The sequence below is a fragment of the Anoxybacillus sp. FSL W8-0382 genome, assembly GCF_038003845.1.
Classification (GTDB): Bacteria; Bacillota; Bacilli; order Bacillales; family Anoxybacillaceae; genus Anoxybacillus; species Anoxybacillus flavithermus_G.
The window spans coordinates 432,529-445,000 of record NZ_JBBOPX010000001.1 but is presented as its reverse complement, the minus strand read 5'-3'; the positions used below and the strand labels follow the sequence as shown (position 1 = coordinate 445,000).

General features: G+C 40.7%; 11 protein-coding genes. 4 read left to right on the top strand and 7 right to left on the bottom strand.

What is annotated here, in order from left to right; genetic code table 11:
• Positions 1 to 165: 165 nt before the first annotated feature.
• On the bottom strand, positions 166 to 462 hold the full coding sequence (locus tag NSS60_RS02375; protein WP_004888919.1) for a nucleotidyltransferase-like protein: 297 nt from the start codon (positions 460 to 462) through the stop codon (positions 166 to 168).
• 121 nt (positions 463 to 583) lie between these two features.
• Between NSS60_RS02375 and NSS60_RS02370 the strand changes: the two genes are divergently transcribed.
• Positions 584 to 946: a YgzB family protein gene (locus NSS60_RS02370; protein ID WP_004888918.1), complete on the top strand. Its 363-nt coding sequence runs from the start codon at positions 584 to 586 to the stop codon at positions 944 to 946.
• A 23-nt stretch (positions 947 to 969) separates the two neighbouring features.
• On the opposite strand, the gene perR is transcribed toward NSS60_RS02370, so the two are convergent.
• The 6 genes from perR to NSS60_RS02340 form a co-directional block, all read right to left on the bottom strand.
• Entirely contained in the window at positions 970 to 1,413 is a 444-nt protein-coding gene (perR, locus tag NSS60_RS02365) for a peroxide-responsive transcriptional repressor PerR (protein WP_004888917.1), read from the bottom strand.
• Positions 1,414 to 1,596: 183 nt separating this feature from the next.
• On the bottom strand, positions 1,597 to 2,058 hold the full coding sequence (gene bcp / locus NSS60_RS02360; protein WP_004888916.1) for a thioredoxin-dependent thiol peroxidase: 462 nt from the start codon (positions 2,056 to 2,058) through the stop codon (positions 1,597 to 1,599).
• Between the two features lie 12 nt (positions 2,059 to 2,070).
• Positions 2,071 to 2,469, bottom strand: coding sequence for a potassium channel family protein (locus tag NSS60_RS02355; protein ID WP_041637782.1), 399 nt, complete (start codon positions 2,467 to 2,469; stop codon positions 2,071 to 2,073).
• 44 nt (positions 2,470 to 2,513) lie between these two features.
• Positions 2,514 to 3,299, bottom strand: a complete 786-nt coding sequence (locus NSS60_RS02350) for an ABC transporter permease (protein WP_004888914.1) — start codon at positions 3,297 to 3,299, stop codon at positions 2,514 to 2,516.
• Positions 3,253 to 4,095, bottom strand: a complete 843-nt coding sequence (locus NSS60_RS02345; RefSeq protein ID WP_340720618.1) for an ABC transporter permease — start codon at positions 4,093 to 4,095, stop codon at positions 3,253 to 3,255. Before NSS60_RS02345 ends, NSS60_RS02350 begins: the two co-directional genes overlap by 47 nt.
• Complete coding sequence (locus NSS60_RS02340; protein ID WP_064214532.1) at positions 4,088 to 5,083, bottom strand: ABC transporter ATP-binding protein; 996 nt, start codon at positions 5,081 to 5,083, stop codon at positions 4,088 to 4,090. Before NSS60_RS02340 ends, NSS60_RS02345 begins: the two co-directional genes overlap by 8 nt.
• A gap of 133 nt (positions 5,084 to 5,216) precedes the next feature.
• Here NSS60_RS02340 and NSS60_RS02335 point away from each other — a divergent pair, with 133 nt between their 5' ends.
• The 3 genes from NSS60_RS02335 (at position 5,217) to NSS60_RS02325 (ending at position 12,458) form a co-directional block, all read left to right on the top strand.
• A complete protein-coding gene (locus NSS60_RS02335) occupies positions 5,217 to 6,512 on the top strand; it encodes a glutamate-1-semialdehyde 2,1-aminomutase (protein ID WP_035018424.1) in 1,296 nt (431 codons plus the stop codon).
• Between the two features lie 262 nt (positions 6,513 to 6,774).
• Complete coding sequence (locus NSS60_RS02330; RefSeq protein WP_004888910.1) at positions 6,775 to 11,247, top strand: glutamate synthase-related protein; 4,473 nt, start codon at positions 6,775 to 6,777, stop codon at positions 11,245 to 11,247.
• Positions 11,248 to 11,384: 137 nt separating this feature from the next.
• Complete coding sequence (locus NSS60_RS02325) at positions 11,385 to 12,458, top strand: FUSC family protein (protein WP_004888909.1); 1,074 nt, start codon at positions 11,385 to 11,387, stop codon at positions 12,456 to 12,458.
• Positions 12,459 to 12,472: the final 14 nt, after the last annotated feature.

The window sequence follows — 12,472 nt, the reverse complement described above, 5'->3', positions numbered from 1 at the left end:
ACTCCCCCCTGTACTTTTTTTGTCTCTTTTTTGGTTTGTATCTCCATAAAAGAGGATTTATCTCGTTTTCAAACATGAAAGTGGTGCAGGGAATCATCAAAAAAAGGGATGTATGGATCATATATCCATAGAACTAACACCAAAATCAAAGTTGATTTCCAACCATCACGGATTCAGGATTTTTCCATTTAACAACCAATTCATTACTTTACGATTTGAACCGAGCAACACCCATTCTTTTACTCGATGTTCATCTACAACGTACAATGATGCACTTTTTTCACCAAACACGTAATGTTTAATAAAAACCGCTTCTTCTCCCTCTCGAACGATAACGAATAAGATAACATCAAATAAATCCGTCTCCGGAGAATAATCCGATCCTCTTTCAACCATTAAAATACCGAGAGTGCGTGACTGACTAGCTCGCTCTTGGTAAATCGGGCGTAACACATCTTCCATAATCGAATCCTCCACTTTTCAACATTGTTTGACCGTATTCGACATTTTTAAAAAAACTCCTGCTTGGTTAATGCTTATCATTCAAAACTTATGATATAGTTATGCGTAGGAGGAGATAAATGTGGGTGTAAAATATTCAAGCAAAATTAACAAAATTCGTACGTTTGCGTTAAGTTTAATTTTTATCGGATTTTTCGTCATGTATGGAGGCATCTTTTTTCGTACATCGCCGATTGTTATGACATTATTTATGATTTTAGGACTGTTGTTTATTATCGCAAGTACAGTCGTTTATTTTTGGATTGGTATGTTGTCGACAAAGACGGTACAAGTCGTTTGCCCTTCATGTAACAAAGTAACAAAGATGCTAGGTCGAGTCGATGTATGTATGTATTGCAACGAACCACTCACCCTTGATCCAACACTCGAAGGGAAAGAGTTTGATGAAAAATATAATCGGAAAGTAAGGGACAAAAAAAGCTGATAGCATCGATGCTACCAGCTTTTTTAATGATGTCCCTTTTGACAATCCGGGCACGTTCCGTAAATCTCCATCCGATGATGACTTACTTTAAAACCTGTCACATGTGCCGCTAAATCTTCTACTTCATCTAAGCCCGGGTAATGGAAATCGACAATTTTCCCACATGTTTCGCAAATAACATGATAGTGATGTGTCGTAACAAAATCGAAACGACTAGATGCGTCACCATACGTTAACTCTTTAACGAGACCGACTTCCTTAAACACGCGCAAATTATTGTACACAGTTGCGACACTCATATTTGGAAATTTTCCTTCCAAAGCTTTATAAATTTCATCCGCTGTTGGATGGGACATTGACTGAATCAAATATTCGAGTATCGCATGACGTTGCGGTGTAATACGGACGCCGGTTTCTTTCAACGCATGAAGCGCTTCTTTTAATTGATGTGCGTGCGTCACCGTCATGCCCCCACTTTCATTTATAAAAATTATAATTATTACTTTATAATTTTTATAAATAGTGTACAAAAAAATAAAACCTTTTGTCAATTGTATTTTCCGGAAAGAAAAAAGGACGACTCTACACAGAATCGCCACATACGTCTTTGAGGAGGTGTGTGCTCTACTATATCGTACGCAACGATTTCATTATTTGTTTAAGCTAATCGCCTGTTTTAAAGCGTTTAGCACCTCTTCAACATGCCCATTTACTTTCACTTTTCTCCATTCTTTTATAATTTGACCATCTGGGTCGATTAAAAATGTCGAACGCTCAATCCCCATATACTCTTTCCCAAAATTTTTCTTTAACTTCCACACATTATACAACTTCGCTACGTCTTGCTTTTCGTCGGCAAGAAGTAAAAACGGTAAGCAATGCTTTTCAATAAACTTTTTATGTCGTTCAATGGAATCAGGGCTGATTCCGATGACAACTGCCCCAAGTTCCGTGAATACTTCGTATTGATCACGAAACTCACAAGCCTCTGTCGTACATCCTGGCGTCATGTCTTTCGGGTAAAAATATAATACGATGTACTTCCCGCGAAATTGTGACAGCGTGACGTTTTCCCCATTACTTGCTGGCAATGTAAAATCAGGTGCTTTCATGATTCTCTCCCCTTACCTTCTTTCTGCATCTATCACCGTTCGGACAACAAAAGCGGCGGGTAGTGCGTAGCCGAGCAACGCTTCGACCATCGCAATCCACCGACCAATTCCAATCGGTACAATATCCCCGTAGCCGACCGAAAGTAATGTAACTGCACTAAAATATAAACTCGTTTCGACATATTGAAAAAAGTTAGAAGCGTTTATATTCTCCCCATTTTCCATCATAACAACATGTCCATTTATATGCAAAATTGTATACACGAGTGCAAAACCGATCATTGTCGTTGAATAAACAAATAAAATGGCAATAAAATTTTTCACTGAAATAACAGAACGTTTCGTTTGCCAAAACGAAATAAAACTCATACATATAACAAAAACGATCATGCCAATCCACACATACGTCACAACATCCCCTCCTGTTCCTTTATATATACGAGGGGATGTTTTATTTAATTCCCGGCACCACGATAACGTTTGACGCCCGCATTCCATAGCAGCAACGATAACGTAAAACATACAATGCCCATCACCGGTGTTAAAAATGAATACATATACCATTCCGTTTTACGCAAAAAATACGCCGACGGATACACGCCGACAAACGCAAACGGTAAAATCCATGTCAAAATGTAGCGAATAATACGATTATAAATATCAACCGGATATCTCCCGTAGTTTCCTATGTTATACATCATCGGCATAATTGAACTGCGCGCATCAGACCAAAAACTGATACTTGCTAACGAAATAAAAATGCCTGCGTAAACAAACGTTCCTCCTAGCACGAACAACACAAACAAAATCGCATCATACCAATGAAACGTTATATCCAATCGAGACGCAGCATACCCCATGACAATGAAACCGGTAATGCCTCCAAGGAGCGACTCGAGTTCCATTCGTTCAAGTACAATTTGAAATAAACTATGCACAGGTCGAGTTAACACTCGATCCATCTCTCCGCGCACAATATATCGTTCATTAAAATCCCAAATGTTAAAAAATGAAGCAAATAAAGCGAAAGGAATTAAAAAGAAACCGTAAATAAAAATAATTTCATCGCGCGTCCAACCGTTTAATAATTGCGTATGCCCAAATACAACAAGAATAAAAATTAAATTTACCCCTTGAAACATCAGATCAGACAAAAACTCAACAACCAAATCCGTTCGATATTGCAACTTTGTCTTAATATATTGGCTCATATATTGGAAGAAAATAGACATATAAAACATATGTTCGCCCCCCTTGAATGATAAGTTTTCGTTTGGCTGCTTTCCATAGCAAATAAATCGGAACGATCAGTACGACACACCAAACGGCTTGAAACATCATTCCCCGCAACGCTTCACTCTCTGTAAAACTTTCCGTAAAAATCATGCTCGGAATATAGCTAATCGCTTGGAAAGGTAAATATTTCATCACATCTTGTGCCCATTCTGGATAAAAGCTGATTGGCAAAATAAGTCCTGAAAACAAATCAATAACAAACCGTTTAGCTCGGAGTAGTCCTTCCCCATTTAATGTAAAAAATGTAACCATTCCTGCAAGCAAATTGAGCTGAGAGTTAATGATAAAACTGAGTATTGTCGACAAGACGAAATATGCCCACGTATGCGCGTTCGTTGTAAATTGAAGCGAAAAAACGAATGTAACGATAACCATGCCCGGAAGCGAGAAGAAAAGTAAGCGAAAAATTCCTTCTCCAAGCCCTTGCATCGTTTTCATGACTAAATAGTTGTACGGACGAATCAGTTCAATCGCCACTTTACCATCACGAATTTCCATCGCAATTTCACGATCAATGTTATTAAAATAAAACGCTCTTGCCATCCATGCGATGGCGACATATGTCGTCATTTGATCAACTGTCATTCCTTGAATAGACGACTGCCCTCCATAAATAGCAGACCACAAAAAATAATACGCGCCGATATTAATGCTATAAATAAAAATGCCGCTATAATAATTCGTTCGATAAGCTAGCATCATTAAAAAGCGCATACGAATCATTTCAATATATTTACCCATGATGAATCCCTTCTTCATAAATGTTGCGAATAATTTCTTCCGTTGAAACTTCACGAATGTGAATATCTTTTAACTCATAGGAAGAAACAACTTTTCCGATCACATGTGCCATATCATTCGCGCGAACATGCGCAATCCAGCTGTATCGGTCTTCCCCTTGTTCCCATGTAACATGAACGAGCGATGTCAGCTCTTCTTTTGAAACAAGATCTCGAAATTGGAAGTGAATTTGTTTCCCTTCTCCCCAGTTTTGTTTTAAATGTTGCAATGACCCATCATAAATGATTTTCCCTTCATCGAGCATAATAACGCGTTCACAAAGCGCTTCGATATCTGTCATATCATGTGTCGTTAATAAAATCGTCGTGTTGTACTTCTCATTAATTTCTTTTAAAAACTGACGAATTTTTAACTTCACAAGCACATCTAAACCGATCGTTGGTTCATCTAAAAATAAAAGCGGCGGATTATGAATAAGGGCAGCAGCCAATTCACAGCGCATTCGTTGACCAAGCGATAATTTGCGCACCGGCTTATCAAGTAAAGGACCGATATCTAACGTTTCAATGACATGATCCATATGTTCGTTATAGTCTTGGTCAGAAACGCGGTATACTTTTTTTAACAACCGGAATGACTCTTGCACCGCAATATCCCACCATAATTGCGATCGCTGACCAAACACAACGCCGATCGTCTGCACGAAACGTTCCCGCTCTTTATGTGGATTCATCCCATTCACAACAACTCGTCCAGATGTCGGCGTTAAAATTCCTGTTAACATTTTGATTGTTGTCGATTTACCTGCTCCGTTTTCTCCAATGTATCCAACCGTTTCGCCCTGTTTGACAGCAAATGAAATATCGTCGACAGCACGAATGATTTTATAGTTTCTCGTGAACAAATCACGAAACGCTCCTGCTAAACCAGACCGACTAGAGTAAGATTTAAATTCTTTCCGTAGTTTTTCTACTTCAATCGCATACATGTTCCTCACCCCTTATGAAATCACTATTCACTAGTGTAACGAAAATGTTGAAACTCAACAAATGGTGTGCTCAAATAAATGTGATAAAATAAACACCATGAAAGAAATTTTACATAAAAGGAGGAGGCTTCGCGTGAATTTTACGAAGTCTGAACAATTATATCAAGAAGCGCTCGAACATATCGTTGGTGGCGTCAACAGTCCTTCTCGTTCATATAAAGCGGTTGGAGGCGGTGCTCCTGTCGTTATGGAAAGAGCACAAGGGGCATATTTTTGGGATGTAGATGGAAACAAATATATCGACTATTTAGCTGCTTATGGCCCTATTATTACTGGACATGCTCATCCGCACATTACAAAAGCAATTCAACACGCAGCTGAAAACGGTGTTTTATATGGGACACCAACACCGTATGAAATTACGTTCGCGAAAATGTTAAAAGAAGCGATCCCTTCCCTCGAAAAGGTGCGTTTCGTCAATTCGGGAACAGAAGCGGTCATGACAACAATTCGCGTCGCACGTGCATACACAGGTCGTGATAAAATCGTGAAATTTGCAGGTTGTTATCACGGCCATTCCGATCTCGTTCTTGTTGCGGCTGGTTCTGGACCATCCACATTAGGTACACCTGATTCAGCAGGGGTACCAAAAAGCATTGCACAAGAAGTGATTACTGTTCCTTTTAATGATGTCGATGCGTTTAAACAAGCTATGGATCGTTGGGGGAATGAAGTAGCAGCCGTTCTTGTCGAGCCTATCGTTGGTAACTTCGGTATCGTTGAACCAAAACCAGGCTTTTTACAAGCAATTAACGATATTGCTCACGCGGTCGGAGCGCTCGTCATTTACGATGAAGTCATTACAGCTTTTCGTTTTATGTATGGTGGCGCTCAAAACTTGCTCGGCATCGAACCAGACTTAACCGCACTCGGAAAAATTATTGGTGGCGGTTTGCCGATCGGTGCATACGGCGGTAGAAAAGAGATTATGGAACAAGTAGCCCCACTCGGCCCTGCTTACCAAGCCGGAACGATGGCGGGAAATCCCGCTTCCATTTTAGCTGGTATTGCTTGTTTAGAAGTATTACAACAAGAAGGCGTGTACGAACATCTCGATCATCTCGGCGCGATGTTAGAGGCTGGCATTTTAACACATGCGAAAACATACGATATTCCTGTGACGATTAACCGTCTAAAAGGAGCACTCACCGTATACTTTTCAACAGAAAAAGTAGAAAACTATGAACAAGCCGAACGAACAGATGGAGAAATGTTTGCTAAATTTTTCAAGCTTATGCTTCATCAAGGGATTAATCTTGCTCCTTCGAAATATGAAGCATGGTTCATTACATTAGCCCATACAGAAGAAGACATTGAATATACAATTAGAGCAGTAGAACACGCATTTAAATCCTTAAAAAATGAATAAATATACAAAATAACGAGGTGATACGTATGTTTTCACCTCGTTTTTTACGCTCAAAATCAATGAAAACACTTACAAATTTCATGAACTTTTTGTTACATAAACTGAATATCATATCCAAAAACATGAATAAATAATTGATTTTCTATCATGGTCGTGTTAATATAGACTATAAAATTTAGAAAATTTTATTTTTTAAAAAAGTTTTTTTGTAGGAGGTGGCGAAGGCGAGAAGCGAATGATAGTCGCTTGCAAGCCGCATGCTATGAAACAACGGTGGAATCCAGCTTCATTTCAACATTTTTACAAACATGAGCACGACGCGTGTGGAATTGTCGCTGCGGTTGAAAAACGACGCATCCCGACAAGAGAAAACATTACAACATGTATTAACGCCCTCGTCACAATGAATCATCGCGCAGGATTTATCAACGGAGAAGGAGATGGCGTCGGCATCCACATCGACATTCCAAAAGCACTTTGGAAAGAAAAATTGGCTGTTGCCCAACTTAATCCTCAACTCGTTGACCGCGACGATTTTATCGTTGGCCATATATTTATTACACGAACAACGAACGTGGAAGAAAAAAAAGCACGTATGCGCCAATTATTTGCTCAGTCCCAATTGACGCTCATTTTTGAATCTGACCGCGTTACATCTTCTTCAGCGCTCGGTCCAATTGCTTTACGCGAAGAACCAGTATTTTGGCAAGTTGCTCTTTTACCAAATCATCAACAAAAAACATTATCTCAAACATTATTTGAATTAACAATTGAGATCGAAAAAGATGAACATATTCATGTCGCTTCGTTAAGCAATCATCACGCGATTTATAAAGTCATGGGTGCTGGTGATATTTTACCAAAATATTATCATGACTTAGCGAGTCCGCTTGTCGCATCTACGATGACACTTGGCCATAATCGCTATTCAACAAATACATTATCAAACTTTTTCCGCGTTCAACCGTTCAGCGTCCTAGGTCATAACGGTGAAATTAACACGATTGCCAAACTACGTGAAGAAGCAACAATGATCGGTGTCCCATTGACAAACGGCGGAAGCGATTCGCAAGATTTAAGCCGTACGATGGAAACGCTCATTTATCGAGATGGTTATACACTATTTGAAGCGATGGACTTTTTATTCCCTCCCATCGTAAACGAAATCAAAAACTATCCAGATCATTTACAAGATTTATATACTTACATTCGCGAAGCTTGGGGACATTTTGCTCAAGGTCCTGCCGGAATCATTTCGCGCCATGCTGATGAAGCGGTATTTAGCGTCGATGCACTTGGATTGCGTCCACTTTGGAAAGTTGAGACCGAGCATCGTTACGTATTCGCATCTGAGCCAGGCATTATTCCAACGTGCGAATACACAGGCGAACCAAAACCGCTCGCCCCAGGGGAAAAAATCGGCTTAAAATGGCAAGCGGACGGAACGATTCGTGTTTATGAATACGCAGATTATCAACAAGAAGTATACAATCGTATTCGAAAGCGTTTAAATATTGAAAATATGCGCCAACGTCTACAAACGCCGACATTCAAACCTTATGTGCTCGTTGCTCAACCAACAAAAGTGCATAATGGACAGTACGCTGCATTCGGTTGGGATCGCGAACATATTCAATTGCTCGAACAAATGGCGGAAAAAGGTGCTGAACCGATTCGCTCCCTCGGTCACGATGCTCCGCTTGCAGCGATCGATCCTGAACGAAAAAACATTGCTGATTTCATAAAAGAAAGTGTGGCGGTTGTCACCAACCCTGCTATTGACCGCGACCGCGAAACAGAACATTTTTCGACGCGCGTGGTTGTCGGAAAGCGGCCAAGCATTGTTTCACATGAAGAACATCCGTACACAGTTGAACTTCTTTCACCTATTTTAATTGAAGGAAAGCTCGGAAACGAATGTGCCGAAACATTGCAACAGCCATCATATGATCAACTCGTTCATGCATTTGAAGAAAAACAATTAGCGTACTTTATATCAGCGACGTTCGTTGAGCACGAAACGATCCCGATGGCGCTTAATCGCTTAGGCAAAGAAGCATGTGAAGCTGTCGCAAATGGGAAAACATTACTTATTATTGACGATGTAAAAGCGCATCAAAGTGGGCATTTATGGATTGATCCGCTCCTTGTCATATCAGCCATCGATCAAGCATTAACAAAAGCGGGGATAAGAAGACATTGTTCTCTCTTACTTCGCTCCGGTGCGATTCGCTCACTTCACGACTTGATCGTCGCTTACGGACTCGGCGCGAACGTCATTAGCCCATATTTAATGTTTGCGACAGTAGCTGACACGTCAACTCGTCCAGCAATTCATTTATATCAAGCGTTAAATAAAGGGCTCGAAAAAGTCATCTCAACGATCGGGATTCATGAATTGCGCGGATATAGCCGACTATTTTCGTCCATTGGATTGCATGACGAAATCGCAGCTGTACTAAATATCGTTAACTTTTTCGGCTCGCACACACTTATCCAAAATTTTGACACATTAAAACAAGATGCGATTGCACGAGCTAAAGATTTTGAATCAGAGCAAGCAAAGTTACGAAAAACGTTTCACGTATTCCCACGTATTTGGAAAGCGATTGGCGAAGTAGCTCAAACCGGCTCATACGACAGCTATCGTGACAAATTGACAGAAATCGAAACGGGGACACCAACAGCCATTCGCCATTTAACAGACTTAAAACAAGCAGACGTCCCTGCAAAAAAAGAACACGTCGACATTTCAGTTGGTGAACATAGCTTGCCGTTTGTCATTGCTTCGATGTCATTCGGTTCACAAAATGAAATTGCCTTTCGTGCATATGCCGAAGCAGCAAATCGCCTCAACATGATTAGCTTAAACGGTGAAGGTGGCGAAATTAAAGATATGCTCGGTAAATATCCACGCACGCGCGGGCAACAAGTCGCCTCTGGTCGATTTGGCGTTAATGCTGAACTACTTAATTCATCCAATTTGCTTGAAATTAAAATTGGGCAAGGGGCAAAACCGGGCGAAGGTGGTCATTTACCTGGTTCAAAAGTAACAGCTAAAATTGCTGAAGCGCGAAATGCAACGATCGGCTCTGACTTAATTTCACCGTCAAACAACCATGACATTTATTCAATCGAAGACTTAGCGCAAATGATTGCTGAATTAAAAACAGCAAATGACCAAGCAAAAGTGGCTGTCAAAGTGCCTGTCGTCCCTAATATCGGCACGATTGCGGTCGGCATCGCAAAAGCTGGCGCTGACATTATTACGCTAAGCGGTTTTGACGGAGGCACAGGAGCAGCACGCATTCATGCCATTCAACACGTTGGCTTACCTGTAGAAATTGGCGTCAAAGCGGCACATAACGCCCTTTTAGAAGCCGGATTACGCCATCAAGTGGAAATTTGGGCAGACGGCGGCATTAAAAGCGCGATGGACGTGATTAAAGTTATGCTTCTCGGCGCCAATCGCGTCGGTTTCGGAACGTTAGCGATGATTGCCATCGGATGTACGACATGCCGTGGTTGTCATTTAGATACGTGCCATGTCGGAATCGCTACGCAAATTGAATCAGAAGCACAAGCAAAAGAACACGGTTTGCGTCGCTTCGTTCCAAGACAATTCGAGCAAGCCGTACAAAACTTAGTTCGTTTCTTTACCGCGTTCGGTGAAGAACTTAAAGCGCTCACCGCATCGCTCGGTTATACAAACTTACAACAACTTGTCGGTCGCTCTGACTTACTTGAACAAACACGCGGACGCGATCGGATAAATTTAGCGACGTTATTAAAACCATTGGAGATCGGTCAATGGTATCAAAAAGAAGTAGCAGCAACATCGGAAGAAGGAAAGCTTGCCGTTGCAGTTGGTGCGGAATATTTAGATTACCAAGTTGAAGACTTGCACCGCTCACGTGAATTTTCAACTGTCACAGCTGAACAGCGTGTGCTCGGTAGCCGTGTTGCATGCCATCGGGTACGTGGTCGATTAGACGGATCGTACAAAAAATTGCCAAATATTTCTTTACGATATAAAGACGGCTCTGTACCTGGCAATGGACTCGGTGCGTATAACGTCACGGGCATTCATATTCACGTCGATGGCGGAGCACAAGATGGCGTCGGAAAAACATCGTTTGGTGGCGGCATCTTCATCTTCAAAGCAAAAGGAAAAGACGGAAAGTTTTACAACGGATCAGTCGGAAAAGGATTTGGCTACGGTGCCCAAAAAGGACTATTAGTCGTGCAAGGAAATGCTGATGCACGCGCAGGCATTCGCCTATCAGGGGCGGATATGATTATCGGTGGTCAAGTGACAAAACCAATTCCTGAAGTAGAACATGGCAATATCGGTGTCAATGCCAACATTAAAGGATTTGCCTTTGAATATATGACAAACGGACGCGGGCTCGTTCTCGGCGATCCAGGGCCATGGATTTGTGCAGGAATGACAGGCGGTGTCGTTTATTTGCGTCATCAGCCAGAAATGGGATTAACGAAAACAGCTCTTGAACGTCGCATCGCCAAAGGAGCGAACGTTACGATTCAACCGCTTAACGAGAAAGGAAAAGCGGACGTGACAGAACTGCTTCGCACATATGTTGATTTGCTTATCGAACACGAACAGCACGACGAAGCAGCAACGCTTCAACCGTTGTTGCAACAACCGGAACAACACTTTTTCCAAGTCATCCCGAAAAAAGAACAAGCAGATCCATCGGTGTCAACAGAATAAACATAAAAAGAACTGCTTCAAAAAAATGAGGCAGTTCTTTTAATTTTTTTCCTTTTTTCTTGATATACTGATAAAAAACATGTATATTTTTTTGTTGTTCTAACAAGATGATAAAAAAGAAAGGAATTTGAGCGACGATGAGACTTGGAGCCCGCGTCTTTAAAACCGGGATTGCGATTACATTTGCATTAGTTTTAGCAAAATTGTTGCAGTTACCTTCCCCTGTATTTGCTGGCATTTCTGCTGTATTTGCGATGCAACCGACCATTTACCGTTCATACTTGTCCTTAATTGAACAAGTGCAAGCAAATGTCATCGGTGCGGTTTTTGCGATTGTTTTTACACTTATTTTCGGACACGATCCGTTTATTATCGGATTAACTGCCATTTTAGTTATTGCGTTATTTCTTCGTCTTCGTTTAGAATCTTCCATTTCTGTCGCGCTTGTAACGGTCATCGCAATTATGGAATATACGGGGGAACACTTTATTGAATTTGCGCTTATTCGCTTTTCTACGATTATGTTAGGTGTGTTGTCCGCGTTTGTCGTGAATTTAGTTTTCCTTCCACCGAAATACGAGAAAAAACTATATACGAAAATTGTCGAATATACAGAACAAATTTTAAAATGGATTCGCATGAATATTCGCCATGCATCTGAGCACCATCTGTTGAAGGAAGATATTGAAAAGTTTAAAGAGAACATGATGAAACTTGACCAACTTTATTTACTCTACAAAGAAGAACGAACGTATTTCCGTAAACATAAATATAGTAAGTCGCGCAAACTTGTCCTGTATCGACAAATGATTGTTGCAACAAACCGCGCCTTAGAGACGTTAAAGCTACTGCATCGTTTAGAAAACGAGCTGTCGCATACACCTGCTGAACTTCAAGATGCAATAAAAAACGAACTCGATTGTTTATTAAATTACCACGACCAAATATTGCTGAAGTTTATCGGGAAAGCAAAATCTGATCCACAATCACAATTTGCAACGGAAGCGTGTTCTGGAAAAAAAGGATTAATTCGCTCGTTTTTAAACCATTATGTTGAACAAAGCGTCGAACAAGAAAATTATCAACTATTTCCTCTGATCGGAGCGATTATTGAATATAGTCACCAACTTGAACATTTAGACACACTGATCGAAAGTTTCCATCATTATCATAAAGAAGAACATGTCGTGCCTACTCCTGAACAAGAATAAAAAGATGTCCCGTT

Excerpts from the sequence above, each read along its gene's own strand:
- NSS60_RS02340 (WP_064214532.1), bottom strand. The coding sequence starts at position 5,083 with ATGTATGCGATTGAAGTAGAAAAACTACGGAAAGAATTTAAATCTTAC.
- bcp (WP_004888916.1), bottom strand. The coding sequence starts at position 2,058 with ATGAAAGCACCTGATTTTACATTGCCAGCAAGTAATGGGGAAAACGTC.
- NSS60_RS02375 (WP_004888919.1), bottom strand. The coding sequence starts at position 462 with ATGGAAGATGTGTTACGCCCGATTTACCAAGAGCGAGCTAGTCAGTCA.
- NSS60_RS02325 (WP_004888909.1), top strand. The coding sequence starts at position 11,385 with ATGAGACTTGGAGCCCGCGTCTTTAAAACCGGGATTGCGATTACATTT.
- NSS60_RS02350 (WP_004888914.1), bottom strand. The coding sequence starts at position 3,299 with ATGTTTTATATGTCTATTTTCTTCCAATATATGAGCCAATATATTAAG.
- perR (WP_004888917.1), bottom strand. The coding sequence starts at position 1,413 with ATGACGGTGACGCACGCACATCAATTAAAAGAAGCGCTTCATGCGTTG.
- NSS60_RS02345 (WP_340720618.1), bottom strand. The coding sequence starts at position 4,095 with ATGGGTAAATATATTGAAATGATTCGTATGCGCTTTTTAATGATGCTA.
- NSS60_RS02330 (WP_004888910.1), top strand. The coding sequence starts at position 6,775 with ATGAAACAACGGTGGAATCCAGCTTCATTTCAACATTTTTACAAACAT.